This window comes from Sphingosinicella xenopeptidilytica (assembly GCF_042676985.1).
Lineage (GTDB): Bacteria > Pseudomonadota > Alphaproteobacteria > Sphingomonadales > Sphingomonadaceae > Sphingosinicella > Sphingosinicella xenopeptidilytica.
This window is the reverse complement of the sequence record NZ_JBHTIK010000008.1, coordinates 41,892-68,832: the sequence shown is the minus strand read 5'-3', so window position 1 is coordinate 68,832 and position 26,941 is coordinate 41,892. Positions and strand designations below refer to the sequence as shown.

Sequence of the window (26,941 nt, the reverse complement as noted above, 5' to 3'; positions counted from 1 at the left end):
TAATCATCCTCCATCGATTCTGGCGAGACAGAACGTCGCGGAACATCGCGTCGCATTGCGGCGGTCGCAGCGGACGCCGAAATGTGTTAGCCAGGTCAAACAGATAGGCTGACGGCAAGGAGTCGCCGCTGTGTTCGAATCGCTCTTCGGTTCCGTGGATGCCGTGCTGCTGGCGCGCATCCAGTTCGCGTTCACGGTCAGCTTCCACTTCATCTTCCCCGCTTTCTCGATCGGACTGGCGAGCTACCTCGCCGTGCTCGAAGGTCTGTGGCTGAAGACGGGGCAGAGCCATTATCTCGATCTTTTCCGCTACTGGCTGAAGATCTTCGCGGTCACCTTCGCGATGGGCGTCGTCTCGGGCATCGTCATGTCCTACCAGTTCGGCACGAACTGGTCGGTGTTCTCCGACAAGGCCGGGTCCGTCATCGGGCCGCTGATGGCCTATGAAGTGCTCACCGCCTTCTTCCTCGAAGCGGGTTTCCTCGGCGTCATGCTGTTCGGCATGAACAAGGTAGGGCCAAGGCTGCACTTCACTGCGACGCTGATGGTCGCGATCGGCACCTTCATCTCGGCCTTCTGGATTCTCAGTGCCAATTCGTGGATGCAGACGCCGACGGGGCATATCATCGGCGAAAACGGCCAGTTCCTGCCCGGCGAGAGCTGGTGGGCGATCATCTTCAACCCGAGCTTCCCGTACCGCCTCGTCCACACCGTGATCGCCGCCTATCTCACCACGGCGTTCGTCGTCGGTGCTGTCGGTGCATGGCATTTGCTCAAGGATCGCGCGAACCCGCACGCACGCATCATGTTCTCGATGGCGATGTGGATGGCCGCGCTCGTCGCGCCCGTGCAGATCTTCGCGGGCGACATGCACGGGCTCAACACGCTCGAACACCAGCCGGTGAAAGTGATGGCGATGGAGGGCCACTATCAGAGCCATCCGGAGGGCGCGCCCTTCTATCTCTTCGGTATCCCGAACAGCAAAGAGCAGCGCATCGACTACGCGATCGCGATCCCGAAGGCCTCGTCGCTGATCCTGAAGCACGATCCGAACGCACCGCTTGCCGGACTCGATACCGTGCCCCGCGACGAGCAGCCGCCTGTCGGCATCGTGTTCTGGTCGTTCCGCATCATGGTCGGCATCGGAATGCTGATGCTCGGCATCGGCATGTGGAGCCTCCTCGCCCGCGTGAAAGGCCGCCTCTACGACTGGCCGCTGCTGCACCGCGGCGCGATGCTGATGGGGCCGTCGGGGTTCGTCGCCGTCATCGCGGGCTGGGTGACGACGGAGGTCGGTCGGCAACCCTACACCGTCTACGGCCTGCTGCGGACCGCCGACAGCGCCTCGCCACTCGCCGCGCCCGCCGTGGGGGCCTCGCTCGTCGCCTTCGTCGTCATCTACTTCGCGGTGTTCGGCGCGGGCACGTGGTACATCCTGAAGCTGATGTCGCACCGGCCGAAATCCGGCGAGGCAGGCGTCGAGACCGAACTCGGCCCGACCCGAACGGCAGGCATCACGCCGGCATCCGCGCTGGAGGGCGGGCAATGAGCGTCAACATCGATCTCACCACCGTATGGGCGTTCATCATCGCCTTCGGTATCTTCGCCTATGTGGTGATGGACGGGTTCGATCTCGGCATCGGTATCCTCTTCCCCGTGTTCAAAGGCGAGGAACGCGACCAGGCGATGAACGCCATCGCGCCGGTGTGGGACGGCAACGAGACGTGGCTCGTGCTCGGCGGCGGCGGGCTTTTCGCCGCCTTCCCGCTCGCCTACGCCATCATCCTGCCTGCCACCTATCCGCTCATCATCGCGATGCTGCTCGGGCTCGTGTTCCGGGGCGTCGCCTTCGAGTTCCGCTGGCGCGATCCCGGCCACCGCGCCTTCTGGGACATGGCGTTCACCGGCGGCTCGATCGTCGCGGCCTTCGCGCAGGGCATGATCCTCGGCGCCATCCTGCAGGGTATCGATGTCGATGGCCGCGCCTATGCGGGCGGCTGGCTCGATTGGCTCAGCCCCTACAGCCTGCTCACCGGTGCGGGCGTCGTCGCGGGCTATGCGCTGCTCGGCGCGACATGGCTGATCGTGAAGGTGGAAGGCGGCGCACTCGATCATGCCTACCGCCTCGCGGGCCGTGCCGCGATCGCGACGCTGGCACTGATGATCGCGGTCAGTCTCGCGACGCCCTTCCTCGAACACCGCTACTGGCAGCGCTGGTTCGACATGCCGAACATGCTCTTCACCAGCCAGGTGCCGCTGCTCGTGGCGATCGTCACCTACTTCCTGTTCCGTACGCTCAAGAAGCGCGCCACGTGGTCGCCCTTCCTGCTCGCGCTCGGCCTGTTCCTGCTCGGCACGATAGGCCTTGGTATCAGCATGTTCCCCTATGTGGTGCCGGACAGCGTCACGATCTGGGACGCCGCCGCGCCGGAGCGCAGCCAGGTGTTCATGCTCGTCGGCGTCGTCCTCGTCATGCCCCTCATCCTCGCCTACACCGCATGGGCTTACTGGGTATTCCGCGGCAAGGTCGGCAGCCATGGCTACCACTGAGACCGATGCGCCGCTCTGGAAGCGCCTTCTCTGGATGGCGGCGATCTGGGTGGCGAGCGTCGCTGTGCTCGGCGTCGTCGCGATGCTGCTGAAGGCCTGGCTGCGCTGAACCTTCAGGCCGGATCGTCGACGCCCAGATGCCGGCCGGTCGCCCGCTTGTGCGCCCGCAGGATCGTCACGACATCTGCCTCGCGGTCGAACTGCATCCCGAATCGGCCGTGCTCCGCCCAGCGCACGACACCGGCGAGCGGCGCGTTGCCCGGCAGGTCCACCACCACGCGCGCACCGATCTCAGGATAATACGGACTACGCAGCCGCATCCCGCGCGCGGAAATCTCCACCACGGTCGCCGGGCCCGCCCACCCCCGCGTCCGCATCCGCGCCGACCAGAACAGCGCCAGAGACCGCGTGGCACCGCGCCGCTCCGGCCCGCCCGCGAGGGCTTTGCCGCCATCGCCGCGCCATGTGGGAAGTACGCCCTGCAACCTTGCAAAAAACTGGATCATCTGAGCCGCCCCTTGTCGAAGCCCGTGATCCCCCGCAGCGCCGGTGTGCCCGCAAAAGTGTAAACAAAACCTTAAAATGCACTCGTGGAAGTTGATTTTGCTGCCAATGTTGCAATTTCTGCAACGATCGATGCAGACTTTGCGGTGGTCAGCGGCCCTTCGCAGGTGCAACAAAGGGCCCGCCAGAAATGGCGATCCTCCCCAAGGATTTACTATTAGGGCCGGCCTTCGGGTCGGCCCTTTTCTTTATTCAGGCTGTTGCGGGAATTTCAGGCGGTGGCAGAAAGCGCGCCGACCTCAGGCCGCACTGCGGATTCGGCCTGAAGCCAGTCGCGGAAGCGCCGCAGCGCAACGTCGGAGGCGCCAGGCTTCCGAGAAACCCACCAATAGCTGTAGGGCGTCGCGACGCTTTCGCCGAACGGCCGCTCGAGCCGGGCGTCGCCTTCGTAGAAGCGCACCGAATCCTCCAGCGTCAGCGCGATGCCGAGCCCGGCCTCCGCCGCCGCGATCAGCATCGGGCCGCTGTCGTACTGTTCGGTGCGCGCCATCGCGCGCTCGTCGAGCCCCATCGCCTGCAACCACAGCGGCAGGACCTTCGAAAGCCCGCCGTGCAGCAGCAGCGTGTGTTCGCGCAGTGCCTCGCACACCGGCGTTCCCGGTGCCACAAGGCCCGGCGCGCAGACCGCGAAGCCCGCCTGCGGCTTCAGCTCGCAGGAATCGACGCCCTCGGGCACGGTTTCCGCAAACACGATAATGGCATCGAGGCTGGCGCCCAGCTTCTCGAACGGTGCGCCCGACGAATCGAAGCGCAGCGTGATATCGGGATAACGCGCGCGGAACCGCGCGAGGCGCGGCAGCAGCCACGCGCTTGCATAGGAGGGCGGCACGCCGATCGCGAGGCTGCGTTCGCCGCCTGAACGCACCTCGCCCAGGATCCGGCCGATCGCATCGAAATGCGGCGCGATCTGCGTGAACAGCCGCGCGCCTTCGGGTGTCGGCTTCAGCTCGTGGTGCCGCCGTTCGAACAGCGGCCGCCCGACGTGCGCCTCCAGCGACTGGAGCCGCCGGCTCAGCGCCGAAACGGAAAGGTTCAGTTCGTTTGAGGCCGCGCGCAGGGTGCCGCCGCGGTAGGCCGCGACGAACGCTTCAAGTGAACCCATCGGCGGCAGGCGGCGCATATTACGCCGCCGTGACCGGTCCGGCGAGGCACCGGATACGCATCATGGCCTCTCTGGCTTCCACCCGCTCCGCACCTTTGCGAGCGGTGATTGCGGGCATATTGTTGCAACGCAGCATAATTTTGGCAAGAGTTGAAACCTCGTTCGGAATTTTTCCTGATCGAGCCTCAAGACATTCCATAGACTTACGCACATCGTTGCAAAACCGGAAACCCACGTTGCCAAGGTCGCGATGGTCGCAGGGGGGCCATTTCATATGCTGCGTCGCACAAACGAACGGTTCCGATCGTTTGCTGAGCAGGGAGACCCATCATGAAGATCATTCTCGGTCTGGCCGCGGCGAGCTTGATCGCCGGCGTGTCCACGCCGGCCGCCGCCGCACCGTACAGCTACTATCACTCGCGCATCGATTTCACCCACGCCTCCACGGGCTACGAGGTGTCCGGCCGCCGTACCGCGAGCGGCGTGCTGCACCTCAAGGGCGAGAACCCCGACACCGGCAAGACGTTCGCGCTTCGCGTTTCGCGCAAGGGCCACATCACCGGCACGTGGGAAGGCGCCGCGGTCGACCGCTGGGTCGGCGGCGAGGATGCTCCGCAGCTGCTCGCCCAGCGCGATTTCAACTAACGATCCGCATCTCGATGAAAGGGTCTTGCCGGCACTCCCGGCAAGGCCCTTTCGCGTTTCCGGACATCGCGCGGCGTTGACCTTTGCCGCCGGCTTGTGGCAAGCGGGCGCAGCCTCGGGGCGCGGGTGTAGCTCAATGGTAGAGCAGAAGCCTTCCAAGCTTACGACGAGGGTTCGATTCCCTTCACCCGCTCCAGCACGACATCACACAGCTGCTGCTAGGCGATCCGCCTCTCCGATGGCGCGAGCGTCCTCTCCCCGTCCGCCAGCGGGTAGAGTTCGTCGTTCTCGCGGCGAATGCGAAGGTCGAGCGCTTCGATGAGTGCCCACGTCGCGGTCTGGAAGGCCTCCCATTCATTCGTGATGCGGTCTTCGCTCCATTCGAGCATGTAAGCGTTGAAGGCCGCGGCGAGGCCACCCATCTCGCGCTGGAAGTTGAGCGCCATCGTCGAAGCGCGCGGTGAACCGTCGCGAATGAGCGCAGGGTAAAGCCATTTGTCCTCGATCGCGAGATGCGCGATCAGCACGCGCGCGAGCCGCCAGCGGCTTTTCGCAACCTCCAGACGATCGCGCGTGATGATGGCATTGATCAGCGCCTCGGACGTTTCCCCGATCTCGTCGTGCTGCTTACGGAGCGTCTGTGTATCCATGCGCCTGCCCTTTTCGCAGCGCAGCATCGGCGAGACACGTTGCGATCCGCTTAATGCATCTGTTCAGGCCGGCCGCGCGCGCGGCAGCACGACGGGAAGGTAGAGCGACAAATAAGCGCAGGTGGCGCGCCCGGCCTCGTCGGTGAACGCATCGGTGATGCGGCCGTGCCGGATCACCGAAAGCCCGAAGAACAGGTCGGCGATCTCGATCGCGCGGAAGAAGATTTCCGGCGTGTCGGCAAGCTCGGGAAGCTCGAAATTCCGGGAAATCTGGTCCTTCAACTGTCCGGCGATGGCAAAGTCGTTCTGCCTGTCCTTCAGCTTGATCGCCGAGGGGGTCTTGGGGCCGATCAGCAGTTGCATGGCATCGCGGTTCGCATTGAAGAACGCCGCGCCGCGCCCGACGAAGCGGGTGACCGCCTGCCGCCAGTCCGCGCAGTCCGCCATCGAAAGGCCGTCGAGATCCTTCAGGATTTCGGTTTCCATGTCGCTCGCGGCGGCCTCGAAGACTTCGAGCACGTGGGAGAAGAAATGGTACGCGGAGCTTTTGGGGATTCCGGCCGCGTCCGCCACGTCCGTCAGCGAAATCTCGTCGATTTCCCGTTCGCGCAGCAGCTTGCGGCTCGCCTCGACCAGGATCGCCCGGCGCGTGCGTCCCCGCTCCTGTGTCCGTCTCGCCGATCCGCCCACACGCCGCCTGTCTGTCCGAATTGTCCCTGCCTTGGCCTTGCGTTCACTCATTGATCCTCCACGTCAAGTCAATTCGAATTTAATCCGGTTACAATTCCAACATTGACCCCTTTTCGCCCCCAAGAGGGTGCGCTTCCCAACTTTACAAATCGAATTGATTCGAAATATAGTGCCCGAAACGACGCGAATTGCGTTTCAGGGAGGGGAAAACCACATGCGCAGCAATCCGTTCATCCGTCCGTCGCTGAGGCTCGTCCTGCTTGCGGGCGCCGCGTTCGCGCCTGCCGTGGCCGCGGCGCAGGAAGCCGTCGTCATTGACGACGCGATCGTCGTCACCGCACAGAAGCGCGAGCAGAATCTGCAGGACATCGGCCTCTCGGTTTCCGCGATCGGCGGCGCCGCGCTCGATTCGATGGGCCGGCAGGACGTGACAGCGCTCGCCGGGCAGGTGCCGAGCCTTCAGGTCGCGCAATACAGCCCCACAATCACGGTGTTCAACATCCGCGGCGTCTCGCAGAACGACTTCGCCGATTCGCAGGAGGCACCGATCGCCTTCTACAACGACGAAGTCTACGTCAGCGCGCTCGGCGCGATCAGCGGCCAGATGTTCGATCTGGAGCGCGTCGAGATCCTGCGCGGCCCGCAGGGCACGCTCTTCGGCCGCAACGCCACCGGCGGCCTCGTGCAGGCGATCACCAAGCGGCCGACGAACACGTTCGAGGGCTTCGGCACGCTCACCGTTGGCAGCTACGGGCAGATCGCGACCGAAGGCGCAATCAGCGGCCCGCTTTCCGACACCGTCCGCGCGCGCCTCTCGCTCACCACCAACCATCACGGCGGCTATATCGAAAACCGCATCGGCAAGGATCTCGGCAACTCCCGCTTCTTCGGCGGACGCCTGCAGGTAGAGGCCGATGTCGGCCCGAACGGCACGCTGCTCGTGAAGCTGCAGGGCCTGCGCAACAAGGACGAGACGAGCGGCGGCCTCTACACACACGTCGCGGCGGGCTTCAATGAAGACGGCCTCGGCTATGCGCTCGGCCCGAACGAGGATTTCTGGGAAACTTGCGGCGGCTGCGATGCGTTCGGCTACCGCGATTCCGACGATGACCCCTTTACCGGCGAATTCGATTACGGGGGTTATTTCGACCGCAAGTTCTGGAGCGCCACCGTTCGCTACGAGCATGATTTCGGCGGCATGCAGCTCACTTCCATCACCGATTATCAGGATCTGAAGAAGCGCTACGCGGAAGACAGCGACATGTCGCCGCTGCCGATCTTCCATTATGATACGGCGCAGGATCTCTATCAGCTTTCGCAGGAGCTGCGCCTTGCGGGCGAAAGCGATCGTCTGACGTGGCTCGGCGGCATCTACGGCCTCAAGATCAAGACCAAAAACGCCTACCAGATCGATGGCAGCGCGATCCTCGGCTTCATCGAGAATTACGGCGGCACGCAGAAGACCGATTCCATCGCGGTGTTCGGCCAGGCCGAATACAAAGCGAGCGACCAGTTCAGCCTCATCATCGGCGGCCGCTACAGCTGGGACTGGAAGAAGTACGATTACGCGCACGCTGAAAACGGCGTCACCGATTTCATCTTCAACCCCTCCACGAACCCCGATCTCGCGAAGCAGACGTTCAAGAACTGGTCAGGCAAGATCGAGCTCGATTACCGCCCCACAGACGATGTGCTTCTTTACGTCAGCGCCAATCGCGGCACGAAGAGCGGCGGTTTCGGCATTCAGGCGTTCGCGCCGATCGATCCCACCACGCTGCCTTATGATCAGGAAGTGCTCACGAACTACGAGGGTGGCTTCAAGGCGACGTTCGCAGACCGCATGGTCACGCTGAATGGCTCCGTTTTCCACTATGATTACAAGGACTATCAGGCCTTCTCGCTCGATGGCCTGTCGCAGTTCGTCACCAATCGCCCCGCGAAGGTCACCGGCTTCGAAGGCGAGCTGATCCTCCGCCCGGCAAGCGGCCTGATGCTGTCGGCGTTCCTCACGCACCTCGATACGAAGGTGAAGGGCATCACGCTCCCCGCCGGCCGCGTCGCCGATCGCAAGATGCCGCAGGCACCCGAATGGAGCATCGGCGGTACGCTGCGCTACGCCGTTCCCGTTGGCCCGGGCTCGCTCGCGTTCCAGACGGATTGGAAATACGACAGCAAACAGTATTTCTCGACCTTCAACGCCCCCATCGATCTTGGTGCCTCGCACCTTGTCGGCAATGTCCGCGTGTCCTTCACAACGGATGACGACCGCTGGGTGATCGCTGCGTTCGCCAACAACGTGACGGACAAGGAATACCGCATCTACAATCTCGATCTCGGGTCGGTGCTCGGCCTTTCGAACCAGACCTACGCGCGTCCGCGCTGGATCGGCGGCAGCGTCACCTACAATTTCTAGTATCATCCGGGAGGGACACGGGTTTGATGCGTTCAAGGATAAGACTGGCAAGGATAGGGCTGGCCGTGATCGCAGCGCTTGTATCGGTGCCCGCACACGCCGCCGGCGACGCCGCGGCGGGTGCGGCGGTGTTCAAGCGCTGTGCGATGTGCCATTCGGTGGAGGCCGGCAAGAAGACGGCGATGGGCCCGAACCTGTTCGGCGTCGCCGGGCGCAAGGCCGGTCTCGGCGAATTCAATTATTCGCCGGCCCTGAAAGGTTCGGGCATCGTCTGGACGTCCGACAAGCTCGATGCCTTCCTTCTAAAGCCCGCCGCCACCATCAAGGGCACGCGCATGGCCTTCGCGGGCCTGCCGAAGCCGGAGGATCGCGCCAATGTCATCGCCTATCTCGCCACGCGGAAATAGCCTGACCCGCCGGAGGACCGATATGAAAACACTCACTGCCTTCACCGCGCTCTGCCTCGCCACCGTTGCTGCACCTGCAACCGCGCAGCTTCAGCCTGAAGAACTGACGCAGGAAACGCTCGCCGAGGTGATGCAGCCGCACTGGGTCTGGGTGAACGACGTTTCGTTCGACCGTATGCTCGACGGCCGCGCCTATCTGCTCGATGCCGACAGCGGCCAGATGCTCGGCATGATCAGCGGCGGCTACGGTCACGGCTCGCTCCTTCTTGCCGAAGACGGCAAGACGTTCGGCGTGCCCTCGATCCATCTCTCGCGCGGTGTCCGCGGCGAGCGGACCGATGTCGTGACCTTCTACAAGACAGCGGATCTCAAGGCCGGAACGGAAGCGATCATACCGCCGAAGCGCTTCAGCGGTATGCCGTTCATTTCGTCGGCGCCGGTGATGCCGGGCGGTCGTTTCGCGGTGCTTTACAATTTCACGCCCGAGCAGTCCGTCACCGTCGTCGACATGCAGGCGCAAAAGACCGTCGGCGAGTTCGTGACGTCGGGCTGCGGCCTCGTCTTCCCGACCGGGCCGTCGAAGTTCTTCCTGATCTGCGGTGACGGCGCGCTGCAACCCGCCACGCTCGACGCCGAAGGCAAGGTCACGCTCGGCAAGACCTCGAAGAAACTCTTCGCGGACGACGATCCCGTTACCGAGAAGGGTGTGTGGACCGGCAAGCAGTGGTTGTTCTTCACGCCCTCCGGCAAGGTGCACGTGATCGATCATGCGAAGGACGTGCCCAGCCTCGCGAAGACATGGTCGCTGATCACCGCCGCCGATGCCGGCTGGCGTCCGGGCGCGCTGCAGACCGCCGCGTACCACCGTGCCACCGGGCGTCTCTACGTGCTGATGCACGAGGGCGGGCCCAACACGCACAAGGATCCCGGCACAGAGATCTGGGTCTATGATGCTGCAAAGCAGACGCGCATCCAGCGCATCCCGCTCGATGGCATGGCACTCTCCGTCGCCGTCAGTCAGGACGCGAAGCCGCTCCTCTACACCGCCATGCCCGGTGAGACCGATTTCAAGGTCCGCGACGCCATCACCGGCGCGCTCATCCGCAAGATCGAAGGGCTCGGCGACTTCATGACGGTGATCCAGCCCTCGCCGGTGACCGGCCAATGACAGGGCCAGTGACGGGTATAGACATCCTCCCTGTTCTGGTGGCGAACGTGCTGCTCGGCAGCCTGTTCCTGCTATCGGGCGGCGGCAAGCTCAGGGACTTCGCGGGCTTTGTTGGGACGCTCGGCAACTATCGGCTTCTGCCGGCGGCGCTTGTCCGCCCGGCGGGTGCGATGATCGTCCTCGCCGAACTCGCCCTCGGCGCAGCAGCGATCATCGCTGTTCCTCTCGGCAGCCAGATCGCGATGCTCGGCATCGCCGCGCTGCTCCTCGCCTATGCCGCCGCGATGGGCATCAACATTGCGCGCGGCCGCGATCACATCGATTGCGGCTGCCTGGGCTTCGGCGCGGCGCAGGCAACGCTCGGCTGGGAGCTGGTGCTGCGCAACGTCGCGCTCGCGACATTCGCGTTCGCCGTGTTCGCGCTTCCCCTCAGCGCCCGCCCGCTCGGCGCGATCGATTGGATTTCGGGCATTGGCGCGATCGCGGTGTTCGCGCTGCTCTATCTCGGGTTCGGACAGTTCAGCGCAAGTGGCCTGCGCGGAAAGGCGGTGGTGAGATGAACGAGGTTTTTCTGGCGGCGTTCGCGCTGCAATGGGTGGCGATCGCCGGACTCGCGTTGATGATGGTCGGCCTCCTGCGGCAGGTCGGCCTGCTCCACGAACGGCTCGGCCCGGTCGGCGCGCTGACGCTCTCGGGCGGCGCGAAGGTTGGGGAGACGGCGCCCATGTTCGAGCTGCCCAGCCTCACCGGCGACGCGGTACGCATCGGCGGCATCGCGGCCGACAGCCGCTCGACGCTCGTGTTCTTCCTCTCGCCCACCTGCCCGGTGTGCAAATCGATGCTACCGGTGCTGCTGTCGGTGGCGAAGGAGAATGTCGCCACCACGCGCCTCGTTTTCGCCAGCGACGGCGATGAAGCTGCGCAGATGAAGATGATCGTGCAGCAGAAGCTCGGCGATCATCCCTTCGTGCTCTCCACCGATCTCGGGCGCGCGCACGGCGTTGGCAAACTGCCCTACGCGGTGCTGCTCGGTGCGGACGGCCGCGTCGCCTCGAAGGGTCTCGTCAACAATCGCGAGCATGTCGAAAGTCTGTTCGAAGCCGAACGGACGGGCATCGCCTCGATCCAGGACTACATGGCGCGCCGCGAGGCGAGCGCCGCAACCACAGGAGCTGCCCAATGACCAACAGGCTCGACAGGATCATGGAGCGGCTGAGCCGCACGGCCGCGCGCGGCATGTCACGCCGCAGCTTCTTCGGTCGCGCCAGTGCCTTCGGCATTACCGCCGCATCGATGCCGCTGCTTCCCGTCTCGCGCGCGAACGCGGCGCAGCAGCCGGGCGAAAGCGGTGACCCGCAGTCGTGCGACTACTGGCGCTACTGCGCGATCGACGGCTTCCTATGCTCCTGCTGCGGCGGCAGCACCTCGTCATGCCCGCCGGGCACCGAGCCCTCGCCGATCACGTGGGTCGGCACCTGCCGCAATCCCGTGGACAACAAGGACTACGTGATCTCCTACAACGACTGCTGCGGCAAATCCGCGTGCGGTCGCTGCATGTGCAACCGCAACGAAGGCGACACGCCCGTCCACCAGCCCGCCGGTTCGAACGACATCAACTGGTGCCTCGGCACCGAAGTCGGCGTCGTCTACAACTGCTCGACCGCGGTCGTACTCGGCGCTGCCGACTAGGGATGCGCCTGGTTGTTTTTCCTGTCCTGCTGTGCGCCGCCGCCGTAGCGGCGCACGCTGGCGGCATTGCGCCCAATCTCACACGCAACGGCCGCTCGGCACACATCAACTACATGACCGAGTGTCAGGGCTGTCACCTGCCCGACGGCAGCGGCCAGAAGGGCAGCGTGCCGTCGATGAAGGCCGAGCTTCACCGTTTCCTGAAGGTGGAGGGCGGCCGCGAATTCCTCGTGCAGGTTCCAGGTTCGGCGAATTCGAAGCTCAGCGATGCCGATCTCGCCGCCCTGCTCAACTGGCTGCTCCCCAAGATGGGCGGCATCGCGGCGGACGGATTCAAACCCTACACGCCGGAGGAAGTCGCAACGTATCGGTCGCAGCGCCTCGTCGATGTCACCGGAACGCGCGCGGCGCTCGTCGCGAAGTTCGATCAGCCGGAAACGTCGAGCGTCAACTGATAGAGCGCCGCACAATCGGCGCCGCATCCGCTGGCGCCGGTCCGCGCCTCGATCCGCTGCACCGCCGCTTTCGCCTCTGCTTCCGACGCTGCTGAAAGCTCGAACACGACGAGCTGATCCGGCACCGCGACCGGCTCATGCATCAGCACGTTGTAGACCCGGTACGGCGTCGCACTGACCGCGAGCCCAGCGTTCACCAGCGCCTTCAGGTCCTTCTCGGTTATGCCCTTAGAACGGTGCAGGTAGAGATGCGTCGGCTTTCCCGCGCTCTCGCTCCGTGCACCTTTCCCGTCGCGCTTGTAATAGATGCGCTCGGTCACTTTGATGAGGTCGGTGCCGCGCCCCAGTTGGTCCATGCGCCAGCTCGCCATCAGCATCGCTATGATCGTCTTGTCCATGTCGGACGACGCGATCGTGTACAGCGCAACGTACGGCCGCTGCTCGCCACCCACGGCGTGCCCGCGCCGCGCGCGTTCGTATCCAGGCACCACGAGCACGTCCGGAATATCGATCTCGTTATACCAGTGCTCGAATTCCGCCTCGCGCGCCGGATCGGTGTTCTGCGACTTCACCATCATCAGCCACTCGCTGCAAAGCGCGGCGGAGGGCAGCGACAGCAGCAGCGCGGCGGCGGCGAGGCGGAGCGGGGTCATGCGAGGTTCGCGACCAGCCGTTCAACCCATTGCCTGTGGAATTCCGTGGCCTCCGGCCCCGGCTGCCAGCCGAGCGCCATCTCGAGCACCGGATCGACCACCGCCGTCCGCTCGCCGCTCAGCGTCTCCAGCACCGCGTGGCCGCAGAACGGCACATAGGCCTCCGCATAACCGCCCTCATGAACGACGACGAGGCGCCCGCCGCACAGGCGGTTCGCGGCGTCCATCATCGTCTGCGTCAGCGTGCGGTAGCTTTCGCTGTGCAGCAGCATCCGCGCCAGCGGATCGACGCTGTTCGCGTCGAGCCCGCACGCGACGATGATGAGCTCCGGCTGGAATTTCTCGAGCGCCGGAAGCACCAGCGCCTCGAACGCGTGCACGTAGATGTCGTGACCGCCGCCGGCGGGAAGCGGGATATTGAGGTTGTAGCCGAGCCCCTTGCCCTCGCCGCGATCCTCTGCGCCGCTGTATCCCGGCGGGAAGCAGCGGTCCTGATGCACCGAGATCGTCAGCACGTCGTCGCGGTCGTAGAAGATCGACTGCGTGCCGTTGCCGTGGTGCACGTCCCAGTCCACCACCGCGACGCGCGAGATGCCGTGCCGCGCCTTCGCCGCCTCGATCGCGATCGGAATGTTCGCGAGCAGGCAGAACCCCATCGACATGTCGGCAAGGCAGTGATGTCCCGCCGGACGGCAGAGCGCATAGGCATTATCCACCTTGCCGGAGAGCACGTCGTCGACCGCCGAGATGGCGAGCCCGCACGAGATCATCGCAATCTCGAAGCCGCCCTTGCTGAACGGCGCGAGGTGCCCGATATCTCCGCCGCCCGCGTCACTCGTCGCCTTGAAGCGATCGATGTAGTCGCGGGGGTGCACACGGCAGACGTCCTCCACCGTGGCCGGTGTCGACTCCGCCATCACCAGCTTGCGTGTCAGCCCCGAAACGTTCGCGAGGTTGAGCAGACGGCGCTTGGAATCGGGCGTATCCGCGCCCGCCGTTCCGCCCGGCGGCTGCACCCAGTCACCGACCGGCAGGAACAGCGCCTGCATTCCGGTCGCGTGCCAGAAGGTGCGTTCGTCGGTGTAGAACCCGGTGCGCGGCATGGCTTTTCCTCTCAGTTCGCGGTCAGCTTGGGCGGATTCGCCGCATCATACACTTTCTCGCCGTCGATGAAGGTCATCCGCACCTTGGTCGCGTGAACTTCGGTGACCGGCACCTTCCACGGGTTCTTTTCGGTAACGATGATGTCCGCGCGCATCCCGGGCTCGATCGCGCCGACGATATCGCGCGTGCCCATCAGCGACGCCGAATTCTCCGTGAAGATGCGGAACGCATCGTCGAGAGACACGCGCTCGTCCGGCGCGATCATCGTGCCGCCGCCGCCCGGCGCCTGCCGCGTCACCATCGTCTCGATCGCGAGCCACGGATTGACCGACGGCACCACCGACCAGTCCGACCCCGCGACGACATTCGCGCCGCTGTCGAGCGCGTCCTTGATCGGAATCACGCGCTTCATCAGCTCGTCGCCCACGGCGCGACGCATATCGATGTCGGTGATCGGCGTCGGATACCATATGTAGGGCGAAAATTCCCACGTCAGGTGCAGGTCGCGCACGCGCGGAATGTCGGTGAGATCGGCGAAGGTCGTGTGGCCGACATCGTGCGCCGATCCGGCCCAGCCGTTCACCTTGCGCGCATATTCGGCAGCCGAGATCGCCGAACGCACCGCGCCGTCGCCGACAGCGTGGAATTTCACGTGCAGCCCCATGCGATCGAACTTCGCCACGGCCGCGTCGAGCGTCGGCTGCGGGATCAGCAATATGCCCTTGTTGGTGGGATCGGTGTTCGAAACGCCCTTGTAGGGTTCGAGCATTGCAGCGGTATGGCTTTCCAGCGGCACGCCGTCCATGAACAGCTTCACGCAGTCCGTCTTGAAGCGCGGCTTTGCATACATGGCTCGCGTTTCGATCAGGCGCTCACCCATGGCATCGCCCGGCGCCCACACGATGCATCCGCGCACGCGCTGCTTCAGGAGACCTTCGCCCGAAAGATCGGACAGCGTCTTCATGTTGCTGTCGCGGACCGTCGCCTCGGTATAGGAGGTGATCCCGTAAGAAAGCATCTGCGCCGTCGAAAGCATCAGCGCCTTGCGGTTCATTTCCTCGGTGGGCGGGGGCATGATCTTCTCGATGAGGTCCGTCGCCAATTCGCGGAACACACCCGTGGGATTGCCCTTCGCGTCGCGATCGATGATGCCGCCTTCCGGATCCTTCGTGTCGCGCGTCACGCCCGCGAGTTCGAGCGCCTTCGAATTCGCCCAGATGCTGTGATGCGATTCGTCCGAAAGTACCACGGGATTGTTGGGCGCAACCTTGTCGAGGAAAGCGCGCGTCTGCTCGCCCTTCTTGAACACCGCGCCCACCCAGTTGCCACCGGTGATCCAATCGCCGGGCTTCGCGGCTTTCGCACATTCCTTCACGCGCGCGGCAATGGCGGCAGGCTTCGCGCCATAGCCGAAGCTGCACGAAAACTGCTCGAGCCCCGCGAAATGACTGTGCACGTGCATGTCGTGGAGGCCGGGGAGAACCGCCGCGCCCTTCAGGTCGACGACGACCGAATTGGGCCCGCGAAATGCGTCCGTGGCTTTTGCATCGCCCACCGCGACGATCACGCCATTGCGGATCGCAAGCGCCTGCACCCAGCCCGCCGGTGTCCGCACTTCGCCGTTCAGCAGGATCGTATCCGCCGGCGCTTCCTCCGCCGCCGCACTGCCGATCACCGAAAGGGCCAGCACGCTCCCCGCAATCGTTTTCAGCATCCCCTGTCTCCCCTGCTTGCTCATTAAAGTGTCGAGAAATCTTCCGTCTGCGCGCGCAGATCGCGAAGGAAGGCTTCGAGCTCCGCCTTGCGCGCCGGCAGCATCGCCTTGCCCGCGGGCGTGAGTACACGCGCCGGCACATTCGCGAGATTGGCTTCCAGAAACTTCGCCATGTCCGGCCCTGCGGGCTTGCCGCCCTGCGGATCGACGAGCGCCATCACGCGCGCGACGCCCACGGCGCCGAGCCAATCAAGCGCATCCGCATCGTGCAGATAAAGCGCTTCCGGCGTCTTCGGCTCGCGATCGTACATGTGCGTGCGGATCGCCTCGCGCACCGCGTCAAGCTTGCGCTCCGGAAAGCCGCTGCCCTTCAGGACTGTATCGACGATCGCAGCAGCGCGGTCGGCGTGATCTGTGCCCTGCTCTTCCCATTTCGGAAACGCGGCCATATCGTGAAGATAGGCAGCGGCGAACATCACGTCGTCGTCCAGCCGAACACCGTCCGCGCGCGCAAGCTGCTGCGCCAGAACATAATCCCGCACGCTGTGCGAATAGCCCCACGCGGGATTGCGGAATTCCTTCGCGGCAAGTTCACGGACCTTCGCGCGCCATGCCGCGTCCGCCCGGTGGCCCACGCTCGATGCGCGCCCCGGCATGTGCTCCATGGCACTGTATTTCAGGAAGAAGTCGGCCTGTTTGTAACCCGGGTAGAGCGCGATCATCTTCCCCATCGCGTCTTCCGGCGATTTGGAGGCTGCGGTCACGGCGAGGAAATCGTCGATATAGCGCACCGACGGATCGAAGATACGCATGTCAGTGGGATCGCCGTGACCGGGATAGATTTTGGGCTTCTGCTTCGCGTAGCGCGCCTTCAGCGCTACAAGTTCGGCCCGCCAGTTCTTCAGATCCTCGCGGCTGATATCGTCGCCCATCCAGAAATGGACGCCGTTGTAGCCGAAATCGGAAAGGAACAGCGCGTTGAGATCGGGGCTGTAGACCGTGGTGATATAGGGCGTTTCGGCGCGCATGTAGTCGGTGGAAAGTTCGAGGCTGCCGCCGCCGACCATCTCCAGTTTCGGCGCGTTCAGCACCTCGATATTGCGCTCATAATCGAAGCCGCCGGGATGCTCCGGCGTCTTCGGCTTCAGCGCCGGATCGAGCGGCGGTTCCGCGCCGGTTTCGCCGCCCGTGTCCATGTAGATCGCGTAGCGCTTGATGTCCGCCTTGATGTCCTCGTTGGCGACGACGATCTTCGCGTCCGGGAATTCCTCGCGGAACACCGCCATGCCGGTAAAATGATCGGTGTGCCCATGGCTGATGAGGATATGCGTCAGCGGCAGCTTCATCGCCTTGATCATCGCGGCGAGCTTGCGCGCCTCGTTCGCCTTGCGCTGCACATCCATCACCACGAGCGATTTTCCGTTCGAGAACACGAACGAATTCACCGTGGCGAAATCACCCTTGTAGACCGAAACCGTTTCCACGCGCTCGGCATGGGCAGGCGACGCCGCGACCGCGACGAGCAGCGCGAAAGCGAATGCCGCCTTCATCGTGCGCCTGCCTTGGCGCGGTCGAACACGACCTCGCCGTCAATGTAGGTTTTCTGCACCTTGATCGTGTGAATGTCCGTTGCGGGAACTCGGAACGGGTTCTTGTCGATCACGATGAAGTCGGCGCGCTTGCCGGCCTCGATCGTGCCGAGGTCCTTCTCCAGCCCGAGGCGCGTTGCGGCGTTGATCGTGAACATGCGGATCGCCTGTTCCAGTGTGATCGCCTGTCCGGCGCCAAACGTCCGCACGCTGCCGCCCGGCTTCTGCCGCGTGACCGCCGTCTCGATGCCGATCCACGGGTCGGGCGCGGGTATCACCGCCCAGTCCGATCCCGCAATCACCAGCGCACCCGCCGCGAATCCATCCTTGATCGGCCAGACGCGTTCGATGCGCCGCGCACCGACCGCCGTGGTGATGTCGTCGTTGATCGGCTGCGGATCCCACAGATAGGGCGAATATTCGATCGCGCTGTTCAGCGCCTTCGGGCGCGGCAGATCGGCGGGATCGACGAATGTCGAGTGCCCGACCTGATGGATCGGGCCGCCGCTGCCGTTCTGCTGCCGAGCATACGCAATAGCGTCAAACGACGCGCGCACGGCGGCGTCGCCCGCCGCGTGGAACAGCACGTTGAGGCCGAGCTTGTCCCATTTCGCCATCAGCGGATGCAGCTTCGCGGGATCGAACAACAACAGCCCGCGCGCGGGGGCATTGGGCTGCCCAGCCTCGTAATCTTCCAGCATCGCACCGGTATGGCTCTCCGTCGGCACGCCATCCGCGAAAACCTTGATGCACGTCGGCTTGAAGCGTTCGCGCGTGTACGATGGAATCGCGGCGATCGTCGCATCGAGATCGGGGTTCGGATGCCCGGCGTGGCTGTAGGCGATGCACGCTTGCACGTGCTGCTTCAGCTCGCCCTTGTCGGCGAGCGCGGCATAGGTTTCGAGATCATCGCGAAACGCCATCGCCTCGACATAACCGGTGATCCCGAACGACAGCAGGTAATCGAAGTTCTTCTTCAGCTCCGCCTGCGTCCTTTCGGCAGGCTGCGGCGGAAGGTGGCGCAGCACGAGATTGCGCGCCGTCTCGCGCAGCACGCCCGTCGGCAGTCCCGCCGCGTCGCGCTCGATGATGCCGCCTTCCGGATTGGGCGTGTCCTTCGTGATGCCCGCAATCGCCAGCGCCTTCGAATTCACCCACAGGCTGTGGCCGCTCACGTCGAACAGCATCACGGGATTATCAGGTGATACCGTGTCGAGCGTCGCGGCGGTGATGGGCGTGCCGGCAAGCACGGAGGCCTGCCACTGGCCGCCAGCCACCCATTCGTCCTTGGCAGCGGCCTTCGCACAGGCGCCGACCCCGGCGAGGAGTTCGGCGGCGGGAAGGTCGGGCGAAATGCTGCAGCGCCCTTCGCCGCCCTTCGCCTGCAGCACGGGATGCACGTGCATGTCGTAGAGGCCGGGAAGCACGGTGCGGCTGCCGAGATCGACCTCGCGCGCGCCTTTCGCGGCCTTGCGCACATCCTCGTCATTCCCGACCGCGACGATGCGCCCGTCCTTCACCGCGAAGGCATTCTTCCACCCTGAAGGCGTGTAGACCTGCGCGTTCCGGTAAATCGTTGCCGGCGAGGCCGCGTAGGCGGCCGAGGCAAGCACGGCCGCACCCGCCGCGAGCAAGATTATCCGCGCGTTGCGCTTGGCCCTTACCGACGTTGAAGCCATGCCCCACTCCCTTCCACGAATGCCGTTTATTCCCCAGACGTGCCGCGATCGAACACGACTTCACCGTCGATGTAGGTTTTCTGCACCTTGATCGTATGGATGTCAGTTGCCGGGATGCGGAACGGGTTCTTGTCGATCACGATGAAATCGGCGCGCTTGCCCGCCTCGATCGTGCCGAGTTCCTTGTCGAGGCCGAGGCGCGTCGCCGCATTGATCGTGAACATACGGATCGCCTGATCGAGCGTGATCGCCTGCCCGGCGCCGAACGTCCGCGTGCTGCCGCCCGGGTTCTGCCGCGTCATCGCCGTCTCGATGCCGAGCCAGGGGTCGGGCGCGGGCACCACGATCCAGTCGGACCCCGCGATCACGAGCGCGCCTGCATCGAAACCGTCCTTGATCGGCCACACACGCGAGATGCGTGGCTCGCCGACAGCCTTGGTGATGTCGTCGCTGATCGGCTGCGGGTCCCACAGATAGGGCGAGTATTCGAACGCGGCGTTCAGAGCCTTCGCGCGCGGCAGGTCCGCCGGATCGACGAAGGTAAGATGCCCGACCTGATGCATCGGGCCCGTGTTGCCGTTCTGCTGTCGCGCAAAGGCGACGGCATCGAGCGAGGCGCGCACCGCCCAGTCTCCGGCGGCATGGAACAGCACCGTAAGGCCGAGCTTGTCCCATTTCGCCATCTGCGGGTTCAGCGTTTCGGGATCGAACAGCAGCAGGCCCTTCGCGGGCGCATTGGGCTGTCCCGCCTGATACGCTTGCAGCATCGCGCCCGTGTGGCTATCGGTCGGCACGCCGTCCGCGAACACCTTCACGCACGTCGGCTTGAAGCGCTCGCGCGTGTATTTCGGGATGTCGGCGATGGTCGCGTCAAGTTCGGAATTCCCGTGCCCGGCCATGCTCGTCGCAATGCACGCCTGAACATGCTGCTTGAGCGCGCCCTTGTCGGCGAGATCGGCATAGATCGCCAGATCCTCGCGCATGGCGACAGCCTCGACGAAACCGGTGATCCCGTAGGACAGTAGAAGGTCGAGACTTTTCCCGAGCAGGCGCTTCGTTTCCTCGACCGGTTGCGGCGGTATGTGACGCGTCACCAATTCGCTCGCCGACTCGCGGAGAAGACCGGTGGGGTTTCCGCCCGCATCGCGCTCGATGATGCCGCCCTCGGGATTGGGCGTGTCCTTCGTGATGCCCGCGACAGCGAGCGCTTTCGAATTCGCCCAGATCGAATGTCCGCTGATATCGACGAGCGTGACCGGATTGTTCGGAGACACGGCATCGAGCGTCTGCGTATTCATCGGCTCATCGGTGATGCTGGACGCCTGCCATTGGCCGCCCGTCAGCCATTCGCCGGGCGCTTTCGTTTTGACGCAGGCGGCGATGCTCTCCTGAATCTGTTTCGCACCGGCTTCCTGCGGGAGCTTGCAACTGCCGGTGTAGCCCCGGGCGTCGAGCGTCGGGTGCACGTGCATGTCGAACAGGCCGGGCAGTACCGTGCGCTTGCCGAGATCGACGGCGTGCGCACCCGGCGTTTTGCGGATGTCCGCATCGTTGCCCACGGCGACGATGCGGCCGTCGCGCACGGCAAACGCCGTCTGCCATCCGCCCGGCGTATAAACCTGTCCGTTGTAGTAGATCGTCGTGGGCGATGCGGCGAATGCCGGCGATGCAAGGCAGGCCGCAATCAAAATCGCCACGCGCCGCTTCTGAATCGAAACCATCGCTCTCCCCAACCGTATGGGCCGCAGCTGCACTTGCAACTGCGGCCCTTCGTTGCCCTAGAACCGGTACGCGGCGGTCACGCCGAACGTGCGCGGACGCACGATGTTCGAACGATAGATCGTCGCATTGTTGTTGTCGCGCGCCCGGCGGCTGGACCACACCGCCTGATCGAGTACGTTGTTCGCGAACATCGACAGATCGATGCCGTTCAGGCGGTAGCCCGCGCGCAGCGAGAGCGCCCGGATCGCCGGAGCGTTGCTGAGCGTCGGATCGACACCGCCGTTCCGCGGATCGAGGCCCGGCGTCAGGCTCGTCTGGTGCGCCCGGTAATCGAAGTCGGCGCGGACATACGCATCGTCTTCCTCACGCAGCGAGAACTCGTGCTGCGCGTGCACCGAAACCGTCCACGGCGGCGAGACGACATGGTTGCCTTCCGTCACCAGCGGCACGGTGGCGAGCGGGCCGCCGAAGAACGTGTCGAGGAACTTGGCGTTGGTGTAGCCGACCTCTGCCTGCAGCGTGAAGTCGTCGGTCACGCGGTAGTCGAGCTGCAGATCGAAGCCGCGGCTGCGCGCCGAACCGAGGTTCGCCGTGAACTGGAAGCCGCAACCGCCGAGGCCGACGACCTGCTGGATGTTCTTCCAGTCGATCTGGTAGACGCTACCCTGCACGCTGAGACGCCCGCCGAGCGTACGGCTCTTCACGCCCGCTTCATAGCTCCACACCGAGTCCGACTTGTACGTCTCGGGGCGTCCATCCGGATAGCCGAGCGGATCGAGATCGCTCGCCTGGCACGGCGTACCGACCTGCGGGTTGTAACCGCCGGGGCGGAAGCCCTTCGATGCCGACGCGTAGATCAGGTTCGCCGGATCGACCTGGAATTCGACACCGAACTTGGGCGTGAACGGCTTTTCCTTCTGCGTGCCGATGTCGGTCACCGGCGGCCCCACAACAGGCCCCTGCGCGAACGAATTGATGTTGAACTTGGTCTGGCCGTAACGCAGGCCCACGGTCAGCGTCAGCTGATCCATCGGCTTGAAGTTCACCTGACCGAACGCCGCGACCTGCGTGTCCTTCGAACTCGTCGCCTGATCGTAGATAAGGCGCCCGTCGACGAGCGGCGGGAAGAACGGGATCAGGAACGGCGCGTATTCGAACAGGAAGCGGTCTTCCACCTGCTGGATCGAGGTCTGCTTCGCCTTCTGGTAGAAGCCGCCGACCACCCAGGTGAAGGGCGAATCCGTGTTCGCGGACTGCAAGCGAATTTCACCCGTTGTGATCTTCTGCGTATTCACGAAATCGCTGAAGCCTTCCTGGTCCGGGAAGATCGGCAGCGTGATGCCCGTGAACAGGCTCTGGTCGAACGTCGTATAGTCCGAACGGAACGTCTGCTTGCGATCGAAATACGAACCGATCGCGGTAAGATCGACACCGCCGAACGAATACTGCACGTTCAGCGTCGGCAGGTAGAAGCGGTCGCGGCCCGATTCCTGCACGCGGTTGCCGTTCAGGAACACGCCCTTGTCATAATCGGAGAACTGCGCGTCCGGCACTGTGAAATCGGCGCGGACATTGTCCCACGTCTCCGGGCTGTCGTTGGTGTAGATCTTCTGATACGTGATCGACGGCGTGATGCGGAGTTCCGGCACCGGCGACCAGGTGAAGGCGACGCGGCCGACATAGGAATTCTGGTAGTTCGCGTCGTCGTCGACCACGCCCTTGTCTTCGAAGCGGACGCGGTCGATGAAGCCGCCGTCGCGGCGGTAATAGCCGCTCACGCGAACGCCGAGCTTGTCCTCCACGAGCGGCACGCCATAGGCGACACCCGCTTCATAGCTGGGGCCGCCGTTTTCGGTGAGCGCAGCTTCCGCACGCACGTATCCGGACGTCCGCGTCAGGCTCGGCTGCGGCGAGATGAAGCGGATCGTGCCGCCCTGCGAACCCGCACCGAACAGCGTGCCCTGCGGGCCGCGCAGAACCTCGACGCGTTCGAGATCGAAGATCACCGGATAGGCGTTGCCGCCGCTGTAGCCGAGCGAACGGATCTGGATCGGCGTATCGTCGATATAGACGCCGGTCGTTGCCGCGCCCGCGGTCGAATTGATGCCGCGGATCGAGATGTTCGTCGTCGTGTTGGTCGCTTCGAAAACGACGCCCGGCGTCTGCCGGATCACGTCGGCGAATTCACGCACGCCGCGGCTGTCGAGCGTTTCCTGCGTGAAGGCGCTGACGCTGAGCGGCACCTTGCTGATCGCCTGCGACTGACGCGTCGCGGTGACGACGATGTCTTCGAAACCGCCGAGGACCTCGGTATTGTCGGTCGCGGCCTGTTCGCCGCTCTGCGCGAACGCAGCGGCGGGCAGCATCAGCGCCGCGATCGCGACGGATGATTTCGCCAGAGTGCGGATAGTTTCTCTTTTCATCATTACCCCCTTCTGAGTGTTTTGCTGGATGACGAATTACGCTTTGCTCAGGAACTCAGTGTTCTCTTGTCGATGACTCTCGATGCTTTGCCTTGTGATCGTGGGAGCGATCCTGCGGGTTGGATGTCGATCTTCACGGAGATCCCCACCATGGTCTTGATGCGGTGTGCGAGCGTGTAGGCGTGTTCGGCGTGGCTGGAGGCGTCGGTGTCCTCGCGCGCCTCGACCGAAAGCCGTACCATGTCCATCCGATCCGGGCGGGTCAGCTCTACGAGGAAGTGCGGCGCAAGCGCAGGCACCGACAGGATGTGCTCCTCGATCTGGCTCGGGAACACGTTCACGCCCCGGATGATCATCATGTCGTCGCTGCGGCCCGTGATCTTCGCCATCCGCCGCATACTGCGTGCCGTGCCGGGCAGAAGCCGCGTCAGGTCGCGCGTGCGGTAGCGCACGATCGGCATCGCCTCCTTGGTGAGCGAGGTGAACACAAGCTCGCCCTCTTCACCGTCCGGGAGCACGTCGCCCGTCTCGGGGTCGATCACCTCGGGATAGAAATGATCCTCCCAGATGGTGAGGCCGTCCTTGGTCTCCACGCACTCCTGCGCCACGCCCGGGCCCATCACCTCGGAGAGGCCGTAGATGTCCACCGCATCGATCGCGAAGGACCGCTCGATCTCCGCACGCATCGCTTCGGTCCACGGCTCGGCGCCGAAGATGCCCGTCTTCAGCGAGCTCGTCGCAGGATCAATGCCCTGCCGCCGGAACTCGTCGAGGATCGCCAGCATGTAGCTCGGCGTCACCATGATGATCTCGGGGGCAAAGTCGGTGATGAGCTGCACCTGCTTTTCGGTCTGCCCGCCCGACATCGGGATCACCGTGCAGCCCAAGGCCTCCGCGCCGTAGTGCGCGCCAAGACCGCCGGTGAAGAGGCCGTAGCCGTAGGCGACGTGCACCTTCATCCCCGGGCGCCCGCCCGCCGCATGGATCGAGCGCGCGACGAGGCTCGACCATGTCGCGATGTCGGCCTTCGTGTAGCCGACGACCGTCGCCTTCCCCGTCGTTCCCGACGAGGCATGGATACGCGACAGCTTCTCCTGCGGCACCGCGAAGAAGCCGAACGGATACGCATCGCGCAAATCCGCCTTCGTCGTGAACGGGAACTTCGAAAGGTCACTCAGCGACTTCAGATCGTCAGGATGAACCCCCGCCGCGTCGAACTTCGCACGGTACGCAGGGTTCCCCGCATACGCATGGGCAAGGCTCGCCCGCAAACGCTCCAACTGCAACGCTGAAAGCTCGTCACGGCTCGCCGTCTCAATCGGATCAAGGCCGATTCCGCTCACTGATGGATAACCTGCACGGTCGTGAACTCGGCAAGGCCGAGGGTTCCGAACTCGACACCGATGCCCGATTGCTTGACGCCGCCGAAGGGCGCGTCGGGGCGGATGGCGCTGTGATTGTTCACCCACGCACTGCCGCATTCGAGACGGCCCGCAAGCGCTGCCGCCTTGTCGATGTCGCCCGACCACACCGAACCGCCGAGGCCGCTCGGGTTGTCGTTCGCGCGTGCCAGCGCATCTTCGATATCGCTGTAGCGGATCACCGGCAGCGCCGGGCCGAACTGCTCTTCGTCGACGATGGCCATGCCCTCTTTCGCCCCGGCAAGGATCGTCACCGGGTAGAACAGACCTTCGCCTTCCATCGGCGCGCCGCCGCACAGCGCCTGCGCACCGTCCGCGATCGCCGCATCCACCAGCGTGCGCACGCGGTCGAACTGCATCCGGTTCTGCACCGTGCCGAGAATGCTGTCCGCATTGCGCCCGTCACCGACCTTCACGTTCGCCGCATAAGCGACGAGCCGCTTGCACACCTCGTCGTAGATCGAATCATGCACGTAGAGCCGCTTGATCGCCGCGCAGGTCTGGCCGTTGTTGATGAATGCGCCCCAGAACAGTTTCTCGGTCAGCGCATCGAGATCGGCGTCGGGCAGCACGATCGCCGCATCGTTGCCGCCAAGCTCCAGCGTCAGCCGCTTCAGCGTGTCCGCCGCGCTCGCCATCACGCGCTTGCCGGTGCGCGTCGATCCCGTGAACACGATCTTGTCGATCCCCGGATGCACGGACATCGCGCGGCCGATCTCGTCCTCGCCCGCCACCGCATTGAGCACGCCCGGCGGCAGCGCCGCCTGCAGCAGCTCGGCGAGTCGCAGCGTCGCGATCGGCGTATAGGGCGAAGGCTTCAGCACCACGGTGTTGCCCGCGCGGATCGCCGGCATGATGTGCCAGATCGCGATCATCACCGGGAAGTTCCACGGCGTGATCGAACCGACCACGCCGATCGGCTTGCGGTGCAGCGTCACCTTGCCGGCCGCGTCGTCCTGGATCGTCTCCACGGGCAGGTCGAGGCTCGCGGTGTAGCGCGTCCATGCCGCCGCGCCGCCGACCTCCCACTGCGAGCCCATGCCGCCGAGCGGCTTGCCCTGCTCCCGCGTCACCAGCTCGGCAAGCTCCGCCGCGTTCGCCTCGATGATGTCTGCCATCGCGTTCACAGCCGCCCTGCGTTCCGCGTCCGGCGTCGCCGCCCATCCCGGGAACGCGCGTCGCGCCGCCGCGACCGCCGCATCCAGATCGGCCTCCGTCGCCGCGGGACACCGCGCAAACACCGCCCCATCCGCAGGGTTGATCACATCAAAATGGCGGCCAGCCTCAACAGACCGGCCTTCGATCACGAAATTATAGTTCTGAGGCATTCAAACGTTCCCGGCCCATTTGGATACGGGATGCGCGCGTCCACGATCGGCTCCTTGTAGTGGACCCGTTCAGGAACTCGAACATTAACCCGTATATCTTCGAGTTAATTTTTCATTTGTCTAATGCGGTGCAGATTGAAACCGCCTCCCGCCGCGCGCATCCCGTTTAATTATTCAGGAAAAATACGATGTTATGCGCGCCCTGCCCGCTTTGCACCCATCCCCGTCCCTCATTTGTGCTTAAATCGAATTTCTTCGACTATTGATGAAAACAGGGGGGTTGTCAACAGCCCGAAAACGATGGAAACGGGGCAAATGATCACCAATGTGAAAAGCAGGCCGCCCGCGCGAAAGGCGACACAGGCGCGCGGCCGGGCCCGACGCGCAGAGCTCCTCGAAGCGGCGCGCGCCATGCTCGACACGCAGAACATCGATCAGATCGGCATGATCGCGGTCGCGGAAGTCGCGGGCATTCCTGCCTCATCGGCCTATCATTTCTTCCCCGAGATCGGCGATCTCTGGAAAGAGCTCGTGCGCACGATTGCCGTTGTACAGGCCGCGGAAGACCTGATGCTTCCCGAGGTCGATGAGTGGGAAACGCTCATCGAACTGTCGCTTGTGCATCACCAGAAAGCCTTCAACAGCAACCGCGCAGCGCGCCAGCTGATGCTCGGGCCCCACACGCCGCCCGAAATCAAGAATGCCGGTTGCAAAGAGGATTTTCGGTTCGGCACCGCGCTCTGGACGGCCGTGCGCCGCCAGTTCGTCCTCCCCGGCCTCGCCGATTCACGCGAGCTGTTCTTCAAGGCGCTGCTGATTTCCGACGTGTTCTTCTCGCTCTCGGTCGCCGATCGCGATCACGTCACCGACGAAGCGCTTGCCGAGGCGAAGCTCGCGATGATCTCGTACCTGCGCGCCTACCTGCCCACCCGTCTCGCGCGCGCCGGCGAGACGGAAGCAGCGGCCTAGAGCAGC

At 64.4% G+C, this 26,941-nt stretch carries 25 protein-coding genes and 1 tRNA gene; 13 read left to right on the top strand and 13 right to left on the bottom strand.

Features of this window, described 5'->3' with window-relative positions:
- The first annotated feature begins 130 nt into the window (after window positions 1-130).
- Genes ACFQ00_RS12975 through ACFQ00_RS12965 form a run of 3 tightly spaced genes read left to right on the top strand, consistent with a single transcriptional unit; the run spans window position 131 to window position 2,659 of the window.
- On the top strand, window positions 131-1,549 hold the full coding sequence (locus ACFQ00_RS12975) for a cytochrome ubiquinol oxidase subunit I (RefSeq protein WP_381491481.1): 1,419 nt from the start codon (window positions 131-133) through the stop codon (window positions 1,547-1,549).
- Complete coding sequence (cydB, locus tag ACFQ00_RS12970) at window positions 1,546-2,550, top strand: cytochrome d ubiquinol oxidase subunit II (protein ID WP_381491478.1); 1,005 nt, start codon at window positions 1,546-1,548, stop codon at window positions 2,548-2,550. Before ACFQ00_RS12975 ends, cydB begins: the two co-directional genes overlap by 4 nt.
- Window positions 2,537-2,659, top strand: a complete 123-nt coding sequence (locus ACFQ00_RS12965; protein WP_381491476.1) for a DUF2474 family protein — start codon at window positions 2,537-2,539, stop codon at window positions 2,657-2,659. The genes cydB and ACFQ00_RS12965 overlap by 14 nt, the downstream gene beginning before the upstream one ends.
- 4 nt (window positions 2,660-2,663) lie before the next feature.
- Here the strand turns inward: ACFQ00_RS12965 and ACFQ00_RS12960 are convergent, their stop codons facing one another.
- Together ACFQ00_RS12960 and ACFQ00_RS12955 are read right to left on the bottom strand one after the other, a co-directional pair.
- Window positions 2,664-3,056: a PilZ domain-containing protein gene (locus ACFQ00_RS12960; RefSeq protein WP_381491474.1), complete on the bottom strand. Its 393-nt coding sequence runs from the start codon at window positions 3,054-3,056 to the stop codon at window positions 2,664-2,666.
- Between the two features lie 269 nt (window positions 3,057-3,325).
- Complete coding sequence (locus ACFQ00_RS12955) at window positions 3,326-4,234, bottom strand: LysR substrate-binding domain-containing protein (protein WP_381491472.1); 909 nt, start codon at window positions 4,232-4,234, stop codon at window positions 3,326-3,328.
- A gap of 312 nt (window positions 4,235-4,546) precedes the next feature.
- On the opposite strand from ACFQ00_RS12955, the gene ACFQ00_RS12950 reads away from it, so the two are divergent.
- Both ACFQ00_RS12950 and ACFQ00_RS12945 read left to right on the top strand, forming a co-directional pair.
- Complete coding sequence (locus ACFQ00_RS12950; protein WP_381491469.1) at window positions 4,547-4,861, top strand: hypothetical protein; 315 nt, start codon at window positions 4,547-4,549, stop codon at window positions 4,859-4,861.
- Between the two features lie 122 nt (window positions 4,862-4,983).
- A tRNA-Gly gene (locus ACFQ00_RS12945) sits at window positions 4,984-5,057 on the top strand.
- Between the two features lie 22 nt (window positions 5,058-5,079).
- Here ACFQ00_RS12945 and ACFQ00_RS12940 read toward each other — a convergent pair.
- Together ACFQ00_RS12940 and ACFQ00_RS12935 are read right to left on the bottom strand one after the other, a co-directional pair.
- Window positions 5,080-5,511 (bottom strand): hemerythrin domain-containing protein, encoded by a 432-nt coding sequence (locus tag ACFQ00_RS12940; RefSeq protein WP_381491466.1) that lies wholly within the window; start codon window positions 5,509-5,511, stop codon window positions 5,080-5,082.
- A 63-nt stretch (window positions 5,512-5,574) separates the two neighbouring features.
- On the bottom strand, window positions 5,575-6,252 hold the full coding sequence (locus ACFQ00_RS12935) for a TetR family transcriptional regulator (RefSeq protein ID WP_381491463.1): 678 nt from the start codon (window positions 6,250-6,252) through the stop codon (window positions 5,575-5,577).
- A gap of 163 nt (window positions 6,253-6,415) precedes the next feature.
- On the opposite strand from ACFQ00_RS12935, the gene ACFQ00_RS12930 reads away from it, so the two are divergent.
- From ACFQ00_RS12930 to ACFQ00_RS12900, 7 genes are all read left to right on the top strand, one after another.
- Entirely contained in the window at window positions 6,416-8,614 is a 2,199-nt protein-coding gene (locus ACFQ00_RS12930; RefSeq protein WP_381491460.1) for a TonB-dependent receptor, read from the top strand.
- Between the two features lie 65 nt (window positions 8,615-8,679).
- Window positions 8,680-9,021: a c-type cytochrome gene (locus ACFQ00_RS12925; protein ID WP_381491457.1), complete on the top strand. Its 342-nt coding sequence runs from the start codon at window positions 8,680-8,682 to the stop codon at window positions 9,019-9,021.
- A 22-nt stretch (window positions 9,022-9,043) separates the two neighbouring features.
- Window positions 9,044-10,189 (top strand): amine dehydrogenase large subunit, encoded by a 1,146-nt coding sequence (locus ACFQ00_RS12920; RefSeq protein WP_381491455.1) that lies wholly within the window; start codon window positions 9,044-9,046, stop codon window positions 10,187-10,189.
- An 8-nt stretch (window positions 10,190-10,197) separates the two neighbouring features.
- Window positions 10,198-10,749, top strand: a complete 552-nt coding sequence (locus ACFQ00_RS12915; RefSeq protein ID WP_381491453.1) for a MauE/DoxX family redox-associated membrane protein — start codon at window positions 10,198-10,200, stop codon at window positions 10,747-10,749.
- The gene (mauD, locus tag ACFQ00_RS12910) at window positions 10,746-11,372 is read left to right on the top strand and encodes a methylamine dehydrogenase accessory protein MauD (RefSeq protein WP_381491450.1); all 627 of its coding nucleotides are present in this window, start codon (window positions 10,746-10,748) and stop codon (window positions 11,370-11,372) included. The genes ACFQ00_RS12915 and mauD overlap by 4 nt, the downstream gene beginning before the upstream one ends.
- Window positions 11,369-11,878: a methylamine dehydrogenase light chain gene (locus ACFQ00_RS12905; protein ID WP_381491447.1), complete on the top strand. Its 510-nt coding sequence runs from the start codon at window positions 11,369-11,371 to the stop codon at window positions 11,876-11,878. Before mauD ends, ACFQ00_RS12905 begins: the two co-directional genes overlap by 4 nt.
- Window positions 11,879-11,880: 2 nt before the next feature.
- Window positions 11,881-12,333 (top strand): c-type cytochrome, encoded by a 453-nt coding sequence (locus tag ACFQ00_RS12900; RefSeq protein ID WP_381491444.1) that lies wholly within the window; start codon window positions 11,881-11,883, stop codon window positions 12,331-12,333.
- Here the strand turns inward: ACFQ00_RS12900 and ACFQ00_RS12895 are convergent.
- From ACFQ00_RS12895 to ACFQ00_RS12855, 9 genes are all read right to left on the bottom strand, one after another.
- The gene (locus tag ACFQ00_RS12895; RefSeq protein ID WP_381491441.1) at window positions 12,306-12,986 is read right to left on the bottom strand and encodes a hypothetical protein; all 681 of its coding nucleotides are present in this window, start codon (window positions 12,984-12,986) and stop codon (window positions 12,306-12,308) included. The two genes, ACFQ00_RS12900 and ACFQ00_RS12895, sit on opposite strands and share 28 nt — an antisense overlap.
- Window positions 12,983-14,089, bottom strand: a complete 1,107-nt coding sequence (locus ACFQ00_RS12890) for a class II histone deacetylase (RefSeq protein WP_381491438.1) — start codon at window positions 14,087-14,089, stop codon at window positions 12,983-12,985. Before ACFQ00_RS12890 ends, ACFQ00_RS12895 begins: the two co-directional genes overlap by 4 nt.
- A gap of 11 nt (window positions 14,090-14,100) precedes the next feature.
- Window positions 14,101-15,804 (bottom strand): amidohydrolase, encoded by a 1,704-nt coding sequence (locus ACFQ00_RS12885; protein ID WP_381491435.1) that lies wholly within the window; start codon window positions 15,802-15,804, stop codon window positions 14,101-14,103.
- A gap of 23 nt (window positions 15,805-15,827) precedes the next feature.
- Complete coding sequence (locus tag ACFQ00_RS12880; RefSeq protein ID WP_381491432.1) at window positions 15,828-17,354, bottom strand: HD domain-containing protein; 1,527 nt, start codon at window positions 17,352-17,354, stop codon at window positions 15,828-15,830.
- A complete protein-coding gene (locus ACFQ00_RS12875) occupies window positions 17,351-19,072 on the bottom strand; it encodes an amidohydrolase (RefSeq protein WP_381491429.1) in 1,722 nt (573 codons plus the stop codon). Before ACFQ00_RS12875 ends, ACFQ00_RS12880 begins: the two co-directional genes overlap by 4 nt.
- Window positions 19,073-19,098: 26 nt before the next feature.
- On the bottom strand, window positions 19,099-20,769 hold the full coding sequence (locus ACFQ00_RS12870; RefSeq protein ID WP_381491427.1) for an amidohydrolase: 1,671 nt from the start codon (window positions 20,767-20,769) through the stop codon (window positions 19,099-19,101).
- An 81-nt stretch (window positions 20,770-20,850) separates the two neighbouring features.
- Complete coding sequence (locus tag ACFQ00_RS12865) at window positions 20,851-23,220, bottom strand: TonB-dependent receptor (protein WP_381491424.1); 2,370 nt, start codon at window positions 23,218-23,220, stop codon at window positions 20,851-20,853.
- Window positions 23,221-23,264: 44 nt separating this feature from the next.
- Entirely contained in the window at window positions 23,265-24,560 is a 1,296-nt protein-coding gene (paaK, locus tag ACFQ00_RS12860; RefSeq protein WP_381491421.1) for a phenylacetate--CoA ligase PaaK, read from the bottom strand.
- Window positions 24,557-25,966, bottom strand: a complete 1,410-nt coding sequence (locus ACFQ00_RS12855) for an aldehyde dehydrogenase family protein (protein WP_381491418.1) — start codon at window positions 25,964-25,966, stop codon at window positions 24,557-24,559. The genes paaK and ACFQ00_RS12855 overlap by 4 nt, the downstream gene beginning before the upstream one ends.
- Window positions 25,967-26,281: 315 nt before the next feature.
- Between ACFQ00_RS12855 and ACFQ00_RS12850 the strand changes: the two genes are divergently transcribed.
- Complete coding sequence (locus tag ACFQ00_RS12850; RefSeq protein ID WP_381491415.1) at window positions 26,282-26,935, top strand: TetR/AcrR family transcriptional regulator; 654 nt, start codon at window positions 26,282-26,284, stop codon at window positions 26,933-26,935.
- The last annotated feature ends 6 nt before the right edge of the window (window positions 26,936-26,941 follow it).

Excerpts from the sequence above, each read along its gene's own strand:
- cydB (WP_381491478.1), top strand. The coding sequence starts at position 1,546 with ATGAGCGTCAACATCGATCTCACCACCGTATGGGCGTTCATCATCGCC.
- ACFQ00_RS12965 (WP_381491476.1), top strand. The coding sequence starts at position 2,537 with ATGGCTACCACTGAGACCGATGCGCCGCTCTGGAAGCGCCTTCTCTGG.
- ACFQ00_RS12960 (WP_381491474.1), bottom strand. The coding sequence starts at position 3,056 with ATGATCCAGTTTTTTGCAAGGTTGCAGGGCGTACTTCCCACATGGCGC.
- ACFQ00_RS12955 (WP_381491472.1), bottom strand. The coding sequence starts at position 4,234 with ATGCGCCGCCTGCCGCCGATGGGTTCACTTGAAGCGTTCGTCGCGGCC.
- ACFQ00_RS12950 (WP_381491469.1), top strand. The coding sequence starts at position 4,547 with ATGAAGATCATTCTCGGTCTGGCCGCGGCGAGCTTGATCGCCGGCGTG.
- ACFQ00_RS12940 (WP_381491466.1), bottom strand. The coding sequence starts at position 5,511 with ATGGATACACAGACGCTCCGTAAGCAGCACGACGAGATCGGGGAAACG.
- ACFQ00_RS12935 (WP_381491463.1), bottom strand. The coding sequence starts at position 6,252 with ATGAGTGAACGCAAGGCCAAGGCAGGGACAATTCGGACAGACAGGCGG.
- ACFQ00_RS12930 (WP_381491460.1), top strand. The coding sequence starts at position 6,416 with ATGCGCAGCAATCCGTTCATCCGTCCGTCGCTGAGGCTCGTCCTGCTT.
- ACFQ00_RS12920 (WP_381491455.1), top strand. The coding sequence starts at position 9,044 with ATGAAAACACTCACTGCCTTCACCGCGCTCTGCCTCGCCACCGTTGCT.
- mauD (WP_381491450.1), top strand. The coding sequence starts at position 10,746 with ATGAACGAGGTTTTTCTGGCGGCGTTCGCGCTGCAATGGGTGGCGATC.
- ACFQ00_RS12905 (WP_381491447.1), top strand. The coding sequence starts at position 11,369 with ATGACCAACAGGCTCGACAGGATCATGGAGCGGCTGAGCCGCACGGCC.
- ACFQ00_RS12900 (WP_381491444.1), top strand. The coding sequence starts at position 11,881 with ATGCGCCTGGTTGTTTTTCCTGTCCTGCTGTGCGCCGCCGCCGTAGCG.
- ACFQ00_RS12895 (WP_381491441.1), bottom strand. The coding sequence starts at position 12,986 with ATGACCCCGCTCCGCCTCGCCGCCGCCGCGCTGCTGCTGTCGCTGCCC.
- ACFQ00_RS12890 (WP_381491438.1), bottom strand. The coding sequence starts at position 14,089 with ATGCCGCGCACCGGGTTCTACACCGACGAACGCACCTTCTGGCACGCG.
- ACFQ00_RS12885 (WP_381491435.1), bottom strand. The coding sequence starts at position 15,804 with ATGCTGAAAACGATTGCGGGGAGCGTGCTGGCCCTTTCGGTGATCGGC.
- ACFQ00_RS12880 (WP_381491432.1), bottom strand. The coding sequence starts at position 17,354 with ATGAAGGCGGCATTCGCTTTCGCGCTGCTCGTCGCGGTCGCGGCGTCG.
- ACFQ00_RS12875 (WP_381491429.1), bottom strand. The coding sequence starts at position 19,072 with ATGGCTTCAACGTCGGTAAGGGCCAAGCGCAACGCGCGGATAATCTTG.
- ACFQ00_RS12865 (WP_381491424.1), bottom strand. The coding sequence starts at position 23,220 with ATGATGAAAAGAGAAACTATCCGCACTCTGGCGAAATCATCCGTCGCG.
- ACFQ00_RS12855 (WP_381491418.1), bottom strand. The coding sequence starts at position 25,966 with ATGCCTCAGAACTATAATTTCGTGATCGAAGGCCGGTCTGTTGAGGCT.
- ACFQ00_RS12850 (WP_381491415.1), top strand. The coding sequence starts at position 26,282 with ATGATCACCAATGTGAAAAGCAGGCCGCCCGCGCGAAAGGCGACACAG.